Below are 16807 nucleotides of genomic sequence, written 5' to 3'. Positions count from 1 at the left end.
AGTGTGCAGTATCGGTATTTACCGACCACACTACGCGCAGTATTTCAATGCCTAGTAGCCTGCAAACCGCATATTTTTGGACGGGTTCACACGCCGTCAGAACAGATCAGGAAGGAGTATTTCAATGCTGAGTTGGGATGAAGTCGACAACGAAGACACCGGTGCAGCGGTGATCAAGGGCGCCAACGCCGGCCACGCCAGTGAAGCCAACATGGACCGTCTCGACGGTGCCGGCGCCGCTGCCGCGCTGGAAGCGCGCAACGTGACTGCCAACGACTCCGCCGCGATCATCCGCGCCAAGGCCGCCCTGGACAAACTCGACGTCGCCGAAGGCCTCGCTGAGCTGGAAGGCTCCGCCGCCCGCGTCGCCGTTGACGAAAAGCGCATGATCAACTGCCGCGCCGACCTCAACCAACTCGTGCCGTTCAAGTACGACTGGGCCTGGCAAAAGTACCTCGATGGCTGCGCCAACCACTGGATGCCGCAAGAGGTCAACATGACCGCCGACATCGCCCTGTGGAAAAACCCCGAAGGCCTGACCGACGACGAACGCCGCATCGTTATGCGCAACCTCGGCTTCTTCTCCACCGCCGACTCCCTGGTTGCCAACAACCTGGTGCTGGCCGTGTACCGCCTGATCACCAACCCGGAGTGCCGCCAGTACATCCTGCGTCAGGCCTTCGAAGAAGCGATCCACACCCACGCCTACCAGTACTGCATCGAATCGCTGGCCATGGATGAAGGCGAGATCTTCAACATGTACCACGAGATCCCATCGGTGGCTAAAAAAGCCGCCTGGGGCCTGAAATACACCCGTTCGATCTCCGATCCGAAGTTCGAAACCGGCACCGTTGAGACTGATAAAGAGCTGCTGCGCAACTTGGTCGCCTACTACTGCGTCCTGGAAGGCATCTTCTTCTACTGTGGCTTCACCCAGATCCTGTCCATGGGCCGTCGTAACAAAATGACCGGCGTGGCCGAGCAGTTCCAGTACATCCTGCGCGACGAGTCGATGCACCTGAACTTCGGTATCGATGTGATCAACCAGATCAAAATCGAAAACCCACATTTGTGGGATGCTGAAATGAAAGAAGAAGCGACCCAGATGATCCTGCAAGGGACTCAGCTGGAGATTGAATATGCGCGCGATACCATGCCGCGCGGTGTTCTCGGCATGAATGCGGCAATGATGGAGGACTACCTCAAGTTCATCGCCAACCGTCGTCTGTCGCAGATCGGCTTGAAAGAAGAATACCCGGGCACCACCAACCCGTTCCCGTGGATGAGCGAGATCATGGACTTGAAGAAAGAGAAAAACTTCTTCGAAACCCGCGTGATCGAGTATCAAACCGGCGGCGCGTTGAGCTGGGATTAGTCCACGGCATAGATCTAAAAATGTGGGCGCGGGCTTGCTCGCGAATACAGTGTGTCAGTCGATGCATCCAGTGACTGACCCACCGCATTCGCGAGCAAGCCCGCTCCCACATTGGGTCCGTGGTGTTCTATAGACTTTGCACATTACTTTTTATGCCCAATCAAACCATCAAGACCCCCTGCGTCGGCCTGTGTTCCACCGTTTACGGTGATCTGGTCTGTCGGGGCTGCAAGCGTTATCACCATGAAGTCATTCAGTGGAATGGCTACAACGCCGACGAAAAACAGGCCGTGTGGTTGCGTCTGGAGCAGTTACTGGTGCAGGTGATGGCGAGCAAGCTGGAAGTGCTCGACCCGCAGCGCCTGCGCCAGCAGCTGGAAGACCGCAAGATTCGCTTTATGCCGCACCAGTCGCCGTATTGCTGGGCGTATCAGTTGATTGCGCGGGGCGCGCGGGTGATTTCCAGGCTGGATGCGTATGGCTTGGCGTTGCTGCCGGCGTTTCGTGAGCGCAACCTGACCGATTTGCGCGATGCGATTGATCGGGAGTTTTTTCTGCTTTCTGAGGCGCATTACGAGCGGTACATCGCACCTGGGTTTCTGAAAGAGGCATTTGGGCCAGCCCTGATCGCCACTTTCTAACAAACACCCCAAAACACTGTGGGCGCTGGCTTGCCAGCTCCCACATTTGACTTGTGTTGTTCAGCACATCCAGGAACCCGCCCGCTCCGTCTGCAAGCCATAGCGCTCAATCGCCTGCTGACATACCTCCCGCGCCAAACGCCCCTGCTCCACCAACGCCGTGAGCGCCGCCAGCACGATGTGGTGCCGGTCCACCTCGAAGAAGTCACGCAATGCCGCCCGCGTGTCACTGCGGCCGAAACCGTCGGTGCCGAGCACGGTGTAGCTGGAATCCAGGTACGAGGCGATCATCTGCGGCACCGCCCGTACATAGTCGGATACGGCAATCACCGGTGCGCCTTTAGGCAGGCATTCATTCACATGGCTGCAACGCTTGTCGCCTTGCGGGTGCAGGCGATTCCATCGCTCCACTTCCCGCGCCTCCCGGGCCAGTTCGCTGAAACTGGTGACGCTGAACACCTCGCTCGCCACTTGCCAATCATCGGCCAGCAACTGCGCGGCCGCCTGGGCTTCGCGCACCAGCGTGCCTGAACCGAGCAAGCGCACCTGGGCGGCGGCGGCGCCTTGCAGGCGGTACATGCCCTTGATGATTGCCGCTTCCACGCCTTGGGGCAGGCTCGGCTGTGGGTAGTTTTCGTTCATCAGGGTCACGTAGTAAAACTCGTCCACGTCGTGTTCGAGCATCTGGCGCATGCCGTGGTCGAGGATCACCGCAAACTCGCCAGCAAACGCCGGGTCGTAGGCGCGGCAATTGGGCACGGTGGCGGCGGTGAGGTGGCTGCTGCCGTCCTGATGTTGCAACCCTTCGCCGCCCAAGGTGGTGCGCCCGGCCGTGGCGCCAAGTAGGAAGCCGCGAGCACGCTGATCGGCGGCGGCCCAGATCAGGTCGCCGACGCGCTGGAAGCCGAACATCGAGTAGTAGATGTAAAACGGCAACATGCGCAGGCCATGCACCGAATAGCTGGTGGCCGCCGCCACCCAGGAACTGATGGCGCTGGCTTCGCTGATGCCTTCTTCAAGGATCTGCCCGTCGGTGGCTTCGCGATAGCTGAGGATCGAGCCGATGTCTTCCGGCTCGTAACGCTGGCCGACGCTGGAATAGATGCCGATCTGCTTGAACAGGTTGGCCATGCCGAAGGTGCGCGCCTCATCGGCGACTATCGGCACGATGCGCGGGCCCAGCGCCTTGTCCTTGAGCAGATGGGTGAGCATGCGCACGAAGGCCATGGTGGTGGACATTTCCTTGCCTTCGGCCGCCGTGGCGAAACCGGCGTAGCCCGTCACCGGCGGGACGCTGACAGGCGCGGCGAGCGGGCTGCGGCTCGGCACATAACCGCCCAGCGCGTGGCGGCGCTGATGCAGGTAGCGCAACTCCAGGCTGTCAGCGGCCGGTTTGAAGAAACTCAGCGACTCGGTCTGCGCGTCCGACAGCGGCAACTGGAAGCGATTGCGAAAGGTGATCAGCGCGTCGCGATCGAGCTTCTTCTGCTGGTGCGTGGTCATCTTGCCCTGCCCGGCTTCGCCCATGCCGAAGCCCTTTTTGGTCTGGGCCAGGATCACCGTCGGCTGGCCTTTGACCCGGCGCGCGGCGTGGTAGGCGGCGTGGATCTTGACCATGTCATGGCCGCCACGCTTGAGGCGGTCAATTTGCTCATCACTCATGCCCTCGACCAGCTTGGCCAGTGACTCGCTTTGGCCGAAGAAGTGCTCACGGTTGTAGGCGCCGTCCTTGGCGGCGAACGTCTGGAATTGCCCGTCGACGGTCTGCGACAGCGTGTTCACCAGCGAGCCGTCGCTGTCCTTGGCAAGCAAGGCGTCCCAATCCGAGCCCCAGACCAGCTTGATCACGTTCCAACCGGCACCGGCAAACAACGCCTCCAGTTCGTCGATGATCCGCCCATTGCCGCGCACCGGACCGTCGAGGCGTTGCAGGTTACAGTTGACCACCCAGGTCAGGTTGTCCAAGCCTTCGCGCGCGGCCAAGGTCAGCGCCGACATGCTTTCCGGCTCGTCCATTTCGCCGTCGCCGAATACGCCCCACACGTGGCGATCGGTGGTGTCGAGCAAATCGCGATGCTGCAGGTAGCGCATGAAGCGCGCCTGGAAAATCGAGCTGATCGGGCCGATGCCCATAGAGCCGGTGGGGAACTGCCAGAAGTCCGGCATCAACCACGGATGCGGGTAACTGGAGAGGCCGCGTGCGCCGTTTTTTGGCCCGCCGATCTCCTGGCGGTAATGCGCCAGGTCGTTTTCAGTCAGGCGGCCTTCCAGGTAGGCGCGCGCATAAATGCCCGGCGCGGAATGCGGCTGGTAGAACACCAGGTCGCCGCCAAAACCTTCGTTACGGGCGCGAAAGAAGTGATTGAAGCCCACTTCGAACAAATCCGCCGCGCTCGCATAGCTGGCGATATGGCCACCGAGTTCGCCGTACGCCTGATTGGCGCGCACCACCATGGCCAGGGCGTTCCAACGCACCAGCGACGCCAGGCGCTCTTCGGTGGCGAGGTCGCCGGGAAAGGCCGGCTGTTGCTCAACACCGATGCTGTTGATGTAGGGCGTGCCGTGGCGGGGTTTCCAGTCGATGTGCGGGGCGCTGCCTTCGCGGGCCAGCAGGTCGAGGATCTGCCGCGCCCGTTCGGGACCGGCGCTGGCCACCAGCGAGGCCAGCGCATCACGCCATTCGTCCTGCTCTACCTGATCCAACGCCGTGTGATTGACTGCACTCGCGAAACCGTTCATGGGCACCTCCGGGCTTTTTTTCCAGTTTATGTCGGTGCCTGAGGATTTTTTGCCTGTTATCAGGCGCAGGTTTGAGTGTTTTGAGCATGAATCACTGCCAATCCATTTTTTACCAGCACGTTGTGCTCAAGCCACACGAGACGTTGCAACTGTGTTTAAAATGCCGCCCGCTCAATGACCGACGCTAACCGATGACCCCAGACGCACTCGCCACCCTGCACGCCCACCTGCTCACCGCCCTGGCCAGCCCGCCCGCTGAAACCCGGCGCCTGTTCCACGGCCGGGGCCGCTGCTGGCCGGGCCTGGAACAGCTGACAGTGGACTGGTTGCAAGGCGTGGTGCTGGTCGCGCTGTTCAAGGAGCCTGAGGCTACGCAGCTGGACGCGTTGAAACAGCTGCTGGTTGAGTTCGACTGGGCCCAACATGGCGCGCATACCGTCGCCCTGCAACATCGCTACCTGCCGCAAAGCACCACCGAGTGGCTGGTGGGCGAAGCGGTTGATGAGCTGACCATCACCGAGGGCGGCCTGCGTTACCTGATCGACCTGGGTAAAAAACAGAACAGCGGGCTGTTCCTCGATATGCGCTATGGGCGCAACTGGGTGCGCCAGCAGGCCAAGGGCCAACGCGTGCTGAACCTGTTTGCCTATACCTGCGGCTTCTCGGTCGCGGCCATCGAAGGCGGCGCCGACCATGTGGTGAACCTGGACATGGCCCGCGGCGCCCTCAGCCGTGGTCGCGATAACCATCGCTTGAATGGTCATGACCTGGGCAATGTCACCTTCCTGGGCCACGACCTTTTCAAATCCTGGGCCAAGGTGACCCACAGCGGCCCCTATGACTTGGTGATCATCGACCCGCCGTCCTTCCAGAAAGGCAGTTTCCTGCTGACCAAGGACTACCAACGCGTGCTGCGCCGCTTGCCGGATTTGCTCACGCCACACGGCACCGTCCTGGCGTGCATGAACGACCCGGCGTTCGGCGAAGACTTCCTGATCGACGGCGTCACCCGCGAAGCACCGGGCCTGCGCTTTGTGGAACGGCTGCAAAATCCGCCTGAATTTCCGGATATCGACCCACAAAGTGGCTTGAAGGCGCTGGTGTTCCGTCAGGGTTGATGCTGAAACGTCCTACGCTTGCTACGCTAAGTGATACACCGGGTGGTGAACCTTATCCCCCCCTTCCCGGTCGATACCTGCATCCCCTGGCCAGACTCGACGGCGTTACGTTGTCGGCTGCCCTGTTTCACCTTTTGGAGAACCGCCCGTGATATCGACCCTGCATGTAGCCAGACTCAAAGCCTGGGGCGCCCACGGCTTTACCGCCACCGGCGTGGTGCTGGCCTTCCTGGCCACCTTGGCGCTGCTGGAAAACTCACCCAAGGCGTGCCTGCTCTGGCTGGGCCTGGCGCTGGTGGTTGATGGCGTTGACGGCTCCCTGGCGCGACGGGTGAATGTCAGCACGGTGTTGCCAAGCTTCGACGGCTCGGTGCTGGACCTGGTGATTGATTACCTGACGTATGTGTTTATTCCGGCGTTGTTTATCTACCGCTATATCGATTTGCCGGACTTTACCCACCTGTTCACGGTGTCAGTGATCCTGGTGTCTTCGTTGTTCTGCTTCTGCAATGTGAACATGAAGAGCAAGGACAACTACTTTGTCGGCTTTCCCGCGGCCTGGAACGTGGTCGCCTTATGCGTGTATATCATCCAGCCGGAAGCCTGGGTTACGTTGCTGACCGTGATTGGCTTGGCGCTGCTGACTGTGACGCCGATGAAGTTTTTGCATCCGTTTCGGGTTAAGCGGTTTATGCCGCTGAATATCGCCGTTACCACCATTTGGTTGCTGTGCAGCTTTTTGATGGTGGTGGATTATCCGAATACGAATCCCTGGACGTTTGGGTTGTGGTCGGTGATGTCGGCTTATTTCCTGGGGATTTGTGTGTGGCGTACGGGGTTGGAGTGGTGGGATAGACGCCACGGTTGAGCTAGGTCGGTTGAGTACATATCCGTTGCTGCGGTAACGGCTGCTTAGGGTTCCGCTCTTACAGCGGGTCACTTTTGGAAAAGAGCCCCAAAAGTAACCAAAAGGGCTCTTGCCCCACCACTCGGCACCTCGCTTAGGCTCGGTGTGCCCTCACTCCGGCTTTGGACCGTGGGCCGCCGCCATGGGCCATCCTTGGCCCATCGCGGCTAAACCGGCGTCCTGCCGGTTTACCCACGCTCCAAAGCCTGCGTTCGGCCAGCGTGGTTAACGGGGCGCCTAAGATCAAGATCAAAAGCAAGAGCACGGCGGCCTAGTAGCCGACCTGAGTGGTTAAATCAAAAGCAAAACTGAGGCGGCCTGACAGCCGACCTGATATTTGAAACTGAACTCAATCTAATGTGGGAGCTGGCTTGCCTGCGATGGCATCAACTCGGTGTACTTGATGGACCGAGGTGCCTGCATCGCAGGCAAGCCAGCTCCCACAGAAAAGCAGAGCACTGCGGTGCTGGCAGCCGAACGCGGTCAAAGTTGTGGGAGCGGGCTTGCTCGCGAAGGCGGTGGGTCAGCCAGCTGATGTGTAACTGACCCACTGCCTTCGCGAGCAAGCCCGCTCCCACATTGGGATCTCAGTACATCAGGCAGAGAGTGTACTGCCGTGCTTTTGCTGTGCTTTTGCCCTGTTTTGCTTCTACCACTCAGGTCGGCTACTAGGCCGCCGTGCTTTTGCTTTTGCTTTTGATCTTGATCTTAGGCGCCCCGTTAACCACGATGGCCGAACGCAGGCTTGAATCCGTGGGTAACCCGGCAGGACGCCGGGTTAGCCGCGATGGGCCAAGGATGGCCCATGGCGGCGGCCCACGGATTCAAGCCGGAGTGAGGGCATGCCGAGCCTAGGCGAGGCAACGAGTGGTGGGGCAAGAGCCCTTTTGGTTACTTTTGGGGCTCTTTTCCAAAAGTGACCCGCCGTAAGGGCGGAACCCTACGAAGCCGTTACCACAAAAATGGATATGTACCCAAAGCCAGAGGTACCATAACGCCCTTAGGCGCACCCAACTCGCTCCCCCCTGCCAACTATAAGCCCCGCCCATGCCCTTCGAACTCAGCGTTGACCTGACCACCCTCGCCATCCTGGCCGTCGTAGCCTTCATCGCCGGTTTCATCGACGCCATCGCCGGCGGCGGCGGCCTGCTCACCACGCCGGCCCTGCTCACCGCCGGCATGCCCCCGCACCTGGTGCTGGGCACCAACAAACTCAGCTCCACCTTCGGCTCCGCCACCGCCAGCCTCACCTTCTACCGGCGCAAGCTGTTCCACCCGCGCCAATGGGTGCACGCCATCGTCGGCACACTGATCGGCGCCCTCGCCGGTGCAATAGTCGCCCACTACCTGCCCGCCGAAACCCTGAACAAAATGCTCCCGGTGATCGTGTTCGCCTGCGGTGTGTATTTGCTCTTCGGCGGCACGCCCAAGGCGCCGCTGGACGCCGACGCACCGATCAAGAAGAAATGGCAATCCACCCAAGGCTTCGGCCTGGGTTTCTACGATGGCGTGGCCGGCCCCGGCACCGGCGCGTTCTGGACGGTCAGCACCATGCTGCTGCACCCCATCGACCTGGTCAAAGCCAGCGGTGTGGCGCGCAGCATGAACTTCGTCAGCAACGCGGCGGCGCTGTCGGTGTTTATCTTCAATGGCTCGGTAGACTGGATCGTCGGCCTGGCGATGGGCTTCTCGGTCATGTGTGGCGCGTTCTTTGGCGCGCGCAGCGCGATCAGCGGCGGCGCCAAATTCATTCGCCCGGTGTTTATCACCGTGGTCCTCGGCCTGACCGTGCGCCTAGCCTGGCAACACTGGTTCAGCGTGGCCTAAACGACGGGCCAAGTAGAGGTCAATCAAGTAGCGCGCAATCGAGCGTGACGCTGGCAACGGCGGCAGTTCGTGGATGTTGAACCACTGCGCGTCTTCGATCTCATCGGCCTGGGGCACGATGTCGCCACCGGCGTATTCGGCGTGAAAGCCGAGCATCATCGAATGCGGGAACGGCCAGCACTGGCTGCCCATGTACTGGATGTTCTTGACCTCCACCTGCACTTCTTCGCGCACTTCGCGGATCAGGCAGTCTTCGGCCGACTCACCCGGCTCGGCAAACCCGGCCAAGGTGCTGTAGACGCCGGTGACAAAACGCGGCGAGCGCGCCAGCAGAATCTCATCGCCACGGGTCACCAGCACGATCATGCTCGGCGAAATGCGTGGGTAGCTGCGCAGGTCGCAGGCCTGGCAATACATCGCGCGCTCGCGGGGCACCTGGGCCATGGCCTGGCCGCAACTGCCGCAAAACCGGTGCTCGCGCGCCCAGGTGCCAATCTGCGCCGCGTAACCGAGCACTTTGTACAGCGTGTGGTCGCCTTGCAGCATGAAGCCGCGCAAGCCCTGCCAGCTGCAGCCGGGTACTTCACTCGCCGAGTTGAGTTCCAGCAGGTACACCGGCTCGCCGTCGAGGTGGCCGATGCCATGTTCGGCAAACACCGACAGGTCCTGGCGCTTGAGCCATTCGCGCGGGAACAGCGGGCCGTTGGTGTCATGCAAAAAGCCTTCGCGGCTGCGGGCTACGGCCCAGCCGCCAGGGGCGTCGTTGTCCAGCAGCGTTGTGGTAATCCAGCCTGGGGTCATATCAGTCAATCCACGAATTCGGGTTTCTGCTTACTCATATGGGCCGCGATGGCCACGCGCAGATCGTTGGATTGCAACATAGCCGAGTTCCAGGTGGCAACGTATTCCAAACCATCATTGACCGTGTGGTCACGCATGTAGCTGATCATGGCCTTGGTGCCGGTCACGGCAATCGGCGACTTGGCGGCAATTTGCTCGGCAATTTCCATGACGCCGGCCAACAGGCTTTCATAGTCCGCATACACACGATTGACCAGGCCGATGCTGCGCGCTTCTTCGGCGCCGAATTGGCGGCCAGTGTAGGCCAGTTCACGTAGCATGCCGTCGCCGACAATCCGCGGCAGGCGCTGCAAGGTGCCGACGTCGGCGGCCATGCCGATGTCGATTTCCTTGATGGAAAATTGCGCGTCTTCAGCCGCGTAGCGCATGTCACAGGCGCTGATCAGGTCGATGGCGCCGCCGATGCAATAGCCGTGGATCGCCGCCAGTACCGGTTTGCGGCAGTTGTCGACGGCGTTGAACGAGGCTTGCAGCTCGAGGATCTTGCGCCGCAGCAGGCGCGCGTTGCGGCCCACGTCCTTGCCGAACGCGTTGGCCACCGAGGCCAGCAGCATCAGGTCGATACCGGAAGAAAAATGCTTGCCCGCACCGCTGAGCACCACAGCGCGCACGGCATCGGTGTCTTCGACCCATTGGAAGATCTCGATGATTTCGGTCCAGAACGCCGCGTTCATCGCGTTGATCTTTTCCGGGCGATTGATCTGCACATGGGCAACGTTGCCGGTGAGTTCGACGACGAAAGCTTGGTATTCGGACATGGCAGTGATCCCTGACTGGCGAGTGATAAGGCCCGAACTATAACAAGGGAGCGCGACGGCGCATCGGCCAAAAACGGGACTGGCAAACGTAATGAAATGTTGTGTGTGTGCGGGCTTCATGCAGTGCCGATACCTTTCACCCCGCAGGCCCGCGTTATCGGCTATACAATCAGGGCCCTTGCCTGGAGCCGCCTATGCCGTCCACGGCAGAATTTACCCGTATCGGCCATGACTTTCTGGTGCCGATCATTCTCGCGGTGGTGGGTTCGGTGTGCGTGAGCAAGCGGTGCCAGCACTGGGAAAACACTGGAAAAAAGCCAGCCTAAGCGCCATCCTTCGCGCTTTAAGCCGCCCACAGCGGCGCTCGACGCTCAAAGGAATTGCCATGCACGCCCAACCCCTCGCCCCCGCCGATTTCGAATTCATCGAAGAAACCCTGCTCAAGTACGGCGACGATCACTCGGTGCTGAACCTGGCCGAACTCGACGGCTACTTCACCGCGCTGGTCTCAAGCCCGGCCCAAGTGGAAGTCGGTGAGTGGTTCCCGGCGATCTGGGGTGGGCAGAACCCGGACTGGGAAAGCGTGGAAGAGGCCCAGCGTTTCCTGGAATTGTGCGTACGCCATATGAATACGCTGGCAGCGCAACTGGCGACCGATGCCCAGGCGTTCAAGGCGCGCTTCGACGAAACCGACCATCAGGGCCAAGCCGTGACGCTCGCTGAGGAGTGGTGCTTTGGTTATATCCGCGGTGCCGCGATCGGCAACTGGCCCGAATTGCCTGCCGAACAGGCCGGGCAACTGGAGAAGATTTCCTGGTGCGCCGAGCAAGACAACTTCGAATTGCCGGCGGACCTGGATGTAAACGCCCATCAACAGCGGGTCAGTGCAATCGAACCGGCTGCGCGGGCGCTACATGATTACTGGTTGGCCCAGCGTTAACAGCGCTTACTTGAAATCCAGGTCAAACGCCTGATAGAACGCGTTGCCGGTGTTGGCCACGATCCACATCAACACCACCACGTGCCGACCTTTCTTGCCCTTGGGCAGCGTCACTTGGTGCTCGACCTTGGCCTTCATTTCATCGGCGTGCTGGTAGTACGGCTCCTGGGTGTAGAAATCCTCAAAGAACGGCTTGGCCTCCAATTGGGCGCGGCTGATGCGCTGCTTGGGGTCCCAGCCGTCTTTGGTGATGAGCCAGCGATAACCACGGGTGACGTGAGCGGCGGTGTATTCCCATTGCACCTTAAACACCTGGCCGGCTTCGACATTCAGCAATGGCCAATTGAACGAGGTGTTGAGCTTTTTACTCATTTCTTCGTCGGTGAAGTTGATGCAGTCGCGGTCATCGGTTTTGCCGCCGCTCAAGATATACCCGTCGGCAGGTGGCGCGACGCTTGGGTCATCAGTTTGGTAAGGCGCAGGGAATGGCCCGGCGGTGAGTGCGGGGAAGTTCTTGCCGCCTTCCATTTCGTTGACTTGCCAGTTGCCCAGCAGCCCACGCTCCACGGCCACCGAGCCACGGCTGGCGGGGGTCACGACACGGCCGTGTCTGAGTTGCGTCTGGGGTTTGTTCATTTCAGTCACTCCTTGATTGAATACGCACCGTCTTGGGGCGTGCATCGAACTTACCTCGCCGGGCGATATTGTCCAGCCGCTGCCTCCCTCAGAAAGTTCGTACATCGGCCAGGTTTCGCGGAGTAAAGGCCTTTGCCCTGCATCGGTAGGGTTGTTTGTCCTACCCAGTGAAGGGCGATACAGCTACAAGCAGCGTCCACACGCGGATCACGCCGCAAATACACGCCGTACAACGATCCCCGCTCGACAAGCGTGGCGTGTTTGGCTGATTATTCGGGTCCGCCCGTCGGCCACTCCACGCCACCTTGCCCTGATCAGGAGCCTTGTACCTTGAGTTCGCAGAAAACCGTGACCGTTACACCGCCCAATTTCCCCCTGAACGGCAAGGTCGCGCCCCCCGGCTCCAAATCCATTACCAACCGCGCCCTGTTGCTGGCGGCCCTGGCCAAGGGCACCAGCCGTCTGAGCGGCGCACTGAAAAGCGATGACACCCGCCACATGTCGGTGGCCCTGCGCCAGATGGGCGTGACCATCGATGAGCCGGACGACACCACCTTCGTCGTCACCGGCTCCGGCAAGCTGCAACTGCCTGCGCAGCCGTTGTTCCTCGGCAATGCCGGCACCGCCATGCGTTTTCTCACCGCTGCCGTAGCGACGGTCGAAGGCACCGTGGTGCTGGACGGCGATGACTACATGCAAAAGCGCCCGATCGGCCCGCTGCTGGCCACCCTTGGCCAGAACGGTATCCGCGTCGACAGCCCCACCGGCTGCCCACCGGTGACCGTGCATGGCGTGGGCAAAGTCCAAGCCAAGCGTTTTGAAATCGATGGTGGCTTGTCCAGCCAGTACGTGTCGGCCCTGCTGATGCTTGCAGCCTGCGGCGAAGCGCCGATTGAAGTGGCGCTGACCGGCAAGGACATCGGCGCCCGTGGCTATGTGGACCTGACCCTGGATTGCATGCGGGCCTTCGGCGCGCAGGTCGAAGTGGTCGACGACACCACCTGGCGCGTGGCCCCGACCGGCTACACCGCCCATGACTACCTGATCGAACCCGACGCCTCCGCGGCCACCTATTTGTGGGCCGCTGAAGTGTTGACCGGCGGGCGCATCGACATCGGCGTCGCCGCGCAAGATTTCACCCAGCCGGACGCCAAGGCCCAAGCCGTGATCGCCCAGTTCCCGAACATGCAGGCCACAGTGGTCGGCTCGCAGATGCAGGACGCGATTCCGACCCTGGCTGTACTCGCCGCCTTCAATAACACCCCAGTGCGATTCACCGAGTTGGCCAACCTGCGCGTGAAGGAATGCGACCGCGTGCAGGCGCTGCACGACGGCCTCAACGAAATCCGCCCAGGCCTGGCGACCATCGAAGGCGATGACCTGTTGGTGGCCAGCGACCCTGCATTGGCCGGTACGTCATGCAATGCGCTGATCGACACCCACGCTGACCACCGCATCGCCATGTGCTTTGCCCTGGCGGGTTTGAAAGTCGCGGGTATCCGCATTCAGGACCCGGATTGCGTGGCCAAGACCTACCCTGAATACTGGAAGGCCTTGGGCAGTCTTGGGGTCGCGCTGAGCGACTGAAGCAGCCGCGTCGGCATGGGGAGGGAATGCACATGACACTTCGCCAACCCTGCCCACCCGGCGCTTGTGTCTGCGAGCGTGAACAATTGCTGCAGGCACCCGACGCCGACGTGCGCATTCTCAACCTGACGCGCCAGGAGGAGAAAAAGCTGATCGAACGCCTCGAAGACCTCAAGAGCCTGCAAGACCTGGAACACATGCAACAGCGGATGTACGAACTTTTGGGCATCCGCGTGCATGTCGCGCCAGGCCATACCGAAGTCAAAAGCATGCGCGGGATCCAGATCGTCATCGACGACCTGCCCGGCATGTGCCGTAAGACTCGGCAATCCATTCCGGCGGCGATTCGTCGCGGCATGGAGAAACGCCCGGAGATTGCTTACCGGTTGCTGGATGCCCACGATCTGTTTCGCGAAGGTTGAATCAGCCCGCTACAGCCTCGCCCTGAAACAGCCCCTGCCCTACGGCTTTCGCCGTGTGCAAATGCGTTTGGGCGCTACCGCCTTCAGACTCCAACAGCAACTCGGACGTCACCACCTGCGCCCCGCAGTAATCAAAGATCCCGTAGTCGATCTGCGTGCGCATCGCCTTGGCATAGCCGTGGCGATCAAATGCGCCGGCATCCGCCGCGCCGAGCGCCAGCAGGTGCACCTGCAAGTGCCGCAGCTTCTTCACCACCGGCGTATCGGGGCCATAGTCGATGGCCCAGCCGTTGACGAACACGCGGTCGATCCAGCCTTTGAGCACGGCCGGCAGCGACCACCAATAAATCGGGAACGCGAGAACCAAGGCGTCGGCGCGGTCCAGGCGCGCTTGTTCGGCAAGCACGTCGGCAGGCGGGGTGGCACGGCTGCGGTGTACGCGATGGTCGGCGGCGTTGTAGCGCGGGTCGAAACCTTCGGCGGCGAGGTCGGCGATCTCGAAGGTGTGGCCGGAGGCTGTCAGCCCCGCCGCCACCTGTGCGGCGAGGCCGTGGGTGAGCGATTGTGGGTCGTGATGAGCAACAACGATTAGTGCGTGCATGACAAGGACTCCCTTTCGGCTTAGGATAAGCTACTTTTGGTAAGTTACGCCGATTAAGTTACTTTTGGTATATAAGCATGTCAAGCACTGAATCCCCTGCCCCACGCCGCCGCCTTACACGCGAGGATCGCCTGCGCCAGTTGCTCGATGTGGCCTGGCAACTGGTGCGCGAGGAAGGCACCGAAGCCCTGACCCTGGGCCGCCTGGCGGAACTGGCGGGCGTTACCAAACCGGTGGTCTATGACCATTTCGTCACCCGCGCGGGGCTGCTCGCCGCGCTGTATGAAGACTTCGACGGGCGCCAGAACCAGGTGTTTGCCGAGGCCCTGGACACCAGCGGCGCGACGCTGGATGAGCGCGCGCAGGTGATCGCCGCGTGTTATGTCGATTGTGTGTTGCTGCAAGGTCGGGAAATTCCGGGGGTGATCGCCGCGCTGAGCAGCTCGCCAGAGCTGGAAACCCTCAAGCGCAAGTACGAGGCGATCTTCCTCGACAAATGCCGCGCTGCCCTGGCGCCGTTCGCGCCGGGCGCCACAGTGTCCCAGGCCGGGTTGCGGGCGATGCTCGGCGCGGCGGAAGCCTTGTCGCAGGCGGCGGCCAGCGGCGAGATCAGCCGTGACGAGGCGCAGCAGGAGTTACTGGCGACGATCCTGGCCATGGTCAATCGCGGGCGTGTTTGAGTAATTTGTGGCGAGCGGGCTTGCCACAACAAGCCCACTCACCACAACAGCCCGATCGCCACTAGCGTTCAGCGATAAACCGCTGAACCTTGCGCGCCAGTTGATCGAGATGCCGATCACGTTGCTTCTCCGCATCCACCATCGCGCGCTTGCCGTGTTTTTGCAGCAGGTACGTGTGAATCTGCCGCACTTCCAGCGAGCTATAGATAGCCGCCACGTCCAGCACGCCCATCAAGCCATCAGTGCCGTAATCGCGGGTGTTCATCAGCACCTGGGTGCCACGCGCGCCGCGTACCTGAAAGCCCATGGCCGCGAACGCCGGGACCTTTTCCACGGCACACGCCAACTCGGCGTGGGGGTAGCGCGCCAGCACGTCCTGCAGCATCGCGCGGGCCACACCCTGGCGCCGCCTACCTGCCTGCACCGCCATGAACGCGATGCCGCAGGCTTGCGGATCATCTTTCACCGGTAGGTACAGGCAAAAGCCAATCACCGTGTCCTCATCCATCGCCACTACCAGCTCAACGGCAATGCCCTTGGCGCCATCCAGCGCCTCCAAGTACAGGTGCACCTCAAAGCCGATGGCGTACTGGTAGATGTTGTAGAGCAAGTTGCTGGGCGCCAGCGCGACGCTGCTGATGTCGGTGAGGTTATCGACCACCAACTGCAGAATCTGACTGTTGATCGGCTCGGGGCACGGCGTGGTATAGCGGGTAAGGCTGAACATGCAAATTCCTGGGGTTTCGCGTCAAGGCAGCGGCGATTGTACCTGTTGCAGCCGCGTTATTGCCCGCACACCTCGCGCAAACAACCGCGCAGCCAGCGGTGGGCCAGGTCGGCGTCCAGGCGCGGGTGCCAGAGCATGGCCACGGTGAACGTCGGTATGGATACCGGCAGTGCAAAGCTGAACAGCCCTTCACGCTGGTTGGCGGTGTAGCGCTCGGGCACGCTGGCGATCAGGTCGGTATCGCGGGCCAGGGCGATGGCGGTGGCAAAGCCGGCGACGAGGGTGCTGATCTCGCGCGTGAGGCCCAAGGCGAGCAAGGCGTCATCAACCTGGCCACGCGCCAGGCCGCGCCGGGAGACATAGACATGCTGCCCCTGGGCAAACCGCTCGGCGCTGACGGCGCCCCGGCTCAAGGGATGGCCGCTGCGCACCACGCCGACCAGGCGATCACGAAACAGCGCCTGGGTCAGCACTTCAGGGCTGGCGCCGGGGTCGACCACGCCGATGGCCACGTCGACGCTGCCTTCGCGCAGCAGCGCGTAGTCGTTGTCGGTCTTATTCACGAAGCGCAGCCGCACGCCGGGCGCCTCGTGGGCGATTCGCGCCAGCAAGGCCGGGCCGAGGTTCTCCACAAACTCCTCGCTGGCACGCAGGGTGAACGTGCGCACAACCTGGCCCATGTCCAGAGATTGCACGGGGCGCAGCACCGCCTGGGCCTCCTGCACCAGCCGGCTGACCTGTTCACGCAGTGCCAACGCACGCGGCGTCGGTACCAGGCCGCGCCCGGCCCGCACCAGCAAGGGGTCGCCGGTGGTCTCGCGCAAGCGTGCAAGTGCCCGGCTCATGGCTGATGGGCTCAGGCGCAGGCGCTGGGCGGCACGCGCGACGCTGCCTTCGGTCAGCAACACATCCAGGGTGGTCAGCAGGTTGAGATCGGGCATGGGCAATCCTCATAAGGCGTTTGATGCACGTATAGGCTGCAAACCCT

17 protein-coding genes are annotated in these 16807 nt (G+C 61.6%); 10 read left to right on the top strand and 7 right to left on the bottom strand.

Going from position 1 to position 16807, the window contains the following annotated elements; all coding sequences use genetic code 11:
- The first annotated feature begins 124 nt into the window (after window positions 1–124).
- The gene (locus K0P33_RS14885) at window positions 125–1375 is read left to right on the top strand and encodes a ribonucleotide-diphosphate reductase subunit beta (protein WP_005788524.1); all 1251 of its coding nucleotides are present in this window, start codon (window positions 125–127) and stop codon (window positions 1373–1375) included.
- Between the two features lie 152 nt (window positions 1376–1527).
- Window positions 1528–2016 carry a DUF1289 domain-containing protein gene (locus K0P33_RS14880; RefSeq protein WP_094953836.1) on the top strand — a complete coding sequence of 163 codons (489 nt, stop codon included), beginning with the start codon at window positions 1528–1530 and terminating at the stop codon, window positions 2014–2016.
- 60 nt (window positions 2017–2076) lie between these two features.
- Here the strand turns inward: K0P33_RS14880 and mdeB are convergent, their stop codons facing one another.
- Window positions 2077–4755: an alpha-ketoglutarate dehydrogenase gene (gene mdeB / locus K0P33_RS14875; protein ID WP_242155917.1), complete on the bottom strand. Its 2679-nt coding sequence runs from the start codon at window positions 4753–4755 to the stop codon at window positions 2077–2079.
- A 191-nt stretch (window positions 4756–4946) separates the two neighbouring features.
- On the opposite strand from mdeB, the gene K0P33_RS14870 reads away from it, so the two are divergent.
- The 3 genes from K0P33_RS14870 to K0P33_RS14860 all read left to right on the top strand — a co-directional run bounded on the left by K0P33_RS14870 (window position 4947) and on the right by K0P33_RS14860 (window position 8607).
- The gene (locus K0P33_RS14870; RefSeq protein WP_094953838.1) at window positions 4947–5873 is read left to right on the top strand and encodes a class I SAM-dependent methyltransferase; all 927 of its coding nucleotides are present in this window, start codon (window positions 4947–4949) and stop codon (window positions 5871–5873) included.
- Between the two features lie 148 nt (window positions 5874–6021).
- On the top strand, window positions 6022–6741 hold the full coding sequence (gene pcsA, locus K0P33_RS14865; protein WP_094953839.1) for a phosphatidylcholine synthase: 720 nt from the start codon (window positions 6022–6024) through the stop codon (window positions 6739–6741).
- 1086 nt (window positions 6742–7827) lie between these two features.
- Window positions 7828–8607, top strand: a complete 780-nt coding sequence (locus tag K0P33_RS14860) for a TSUP family transporter (protein ID WP_242155916.1) — start codon at window positions 7828–7830, stop codon at window positions 8605–8607.
- Here K0P33_RS14860 and nudC read toward each other — a convergent pair.
- Window positions 8575–9408 carry an NAD(+) diphosphatase gene (gene nudC, locus K0P33_RS14855; protein ID WP_094952356.1) on the bottom strand — a complete coding sequence of 278 codons (834 nt, stop codon included), beginning with the start codon at window positions 9406–9408 and terminating at the stop codon, window positions 8575–8577. The two genes, K0P33_RS14860 and nudC, sit on opposite strands and share 33 nt — an antisense overlap.
- Before the next feature lie 5 nt (window positions 9409–9413).
- Window positions 9414–10226: a crotonase/enoyl-CoA hydratase family protein gene (locus K0P33_RS14850; RefSeq protein ID WP_242155915.1), complete on the bottom strand. Its 813-nt coding sequence runs from the start codon at window positions 10224–10226 to the stop codon at window positions 9414–9416.
- Window positions 10227–10420: 194 nt separating this feature from the next.
- Here K0P33_RS14850 and K0P33_RS31330 point away from each other — a divergent pair, with 194 nt between their 5' ends.
- Window positions 10421–10552 (top strand): hypothetical protein, encoded by a 132-nt coding sequence (locus K0P33_RS31330; protein ID WP_256589287.1) that lies wholly within the window; start codon window positions 10421–10423, stop codon window positions 10550–10552.
- 59 nt (window positions 10553–10611) lie between these two features.
- Window positions 10612–11166, top strand: a complete 555-nt coding sequence (locus tag K0P33_RS14845; protein WP_094952354.1) for a UPF0149 family protein — start codon at window positions 10612–10614, stop codon at window positions 11164–11166.
- A 6-nt stretch (window positions 11167–11172) separates the two neighbouring features.
- Here K0P33_RS14845 and K0P33_RS14840 read toward each other — a convergent pair whose 3' ends face one another.
- A complete protein-coding gene (locus tag K0P33_RS14840) occupies window positions 11173–11802 on the bottom strand; it encodes a lytic polysaccharide monooxygenase auxiliary activity family 9 protein (protein ID WP_083358232.1) in 630 nt (209 codons plus the stop codon).
- A gap of 330 nt (window positions 11803–12132) precedes the next feature.
- On the opposite strand from K0P33_RS14840, the gene K0P33_RS14835 reads away from it, so the two are divergent.
- Together K0P33_RS14835 and K0P33_RS14830 are read left to right on the top strand one after the other, a co-directional pair.
- Entirely contained in the window at window positions 12133–13389 is a 1257-nt protein-coding gene (locus K0P33_RS14835) for a 3-phosphoshikimate 1-carboxyvinyltransferase (protein ID WP_094952353.1), read from the top strand.
- 32 nt (window positions 13390–13421) lie between these two features.
- Window positions 13422–13811 (top strand): hypothetical protein, encoded by a 390-nt coding sequence (locus K0P33_RS14830; RefSeq protein WP_094952352.1) that lies wholly within the window; start codon window positions 13422–13424, stop codon window positions 13809–13811.
- Between the two features lies 1 nt (window position 13812).
- On the opposite strand, the gene K0P33_RS14825 is transcribed toward K0P33_RS14830, so the two are convergent.
- On the bottom strand, window positions 13813–14412 hold the full coding sequence (locus K0P33_RS14825; protein WP_094952351.1) for an NAD(P)H-dependent oxidoreductase: 600 nt from the start codon (window positions 14410–14412) through the stop codon (window positions 13813–13815).
- A gap of 77 nt (window positions 14413–14489) precedes the next feature.
- Between K0P33_RS14825 and K0P33_RS14820 the strand changes: the two genes are divergently transcribed.
- Entirely contained in the window at window positions 14490–15092 is a 603-nt protein-coding gene (locus tag K0P33_RS14820; protein WP_094952350.1) for a TetR/AcrR family transcriptional regulator, read from the top strand.
- A gap of 61 nt (window positions 15093–15153) precedes the next feature.
- On the opposite strand, the gene K0P33_RS14815 is transcribed toward K0P33_RS14820, so the two are convergent.
- Together K0P33_RS14815 and K0P33_RS14810 are read right to left on the bottom strand one after the other, a co-directional pair.
- A complete protein-coding gene (locus K0P33_RS14815; RefSeq protein WP_094952349.1) occupies window positions 15154–15819 on the bottom strand; it encodes a GNAT family N-acetyltransferase in 666 nt (221 codons plus the stop codon).
- Between the two features lie 56 nt (window positions 15820–15875).
- Entirely contained in the window at window positions 15876–16760 is an 885-nt protein-coding gene (locus tag K0P33_RS14810; protein ID WP_094952348.1) for a LysR family transcriptional regulator, read from the bottom strand.
- Between the last annotated feature and the right edge of the window lie 47 nt (window positions 16761–16807).

Origin of the sequence: Pseudomonas sp. ArH3a (assembly GCF_022648765.1) — a bacterium.
GTDB lineage: Bacteria > Pseudomonadota > Gammaproteobacteria > Pseudomonadales > Pseudomonadaceae > Aquipseudomonas.
This window is presented reverse-complemented; position numbering and strand designations above follow the sequence as displayed.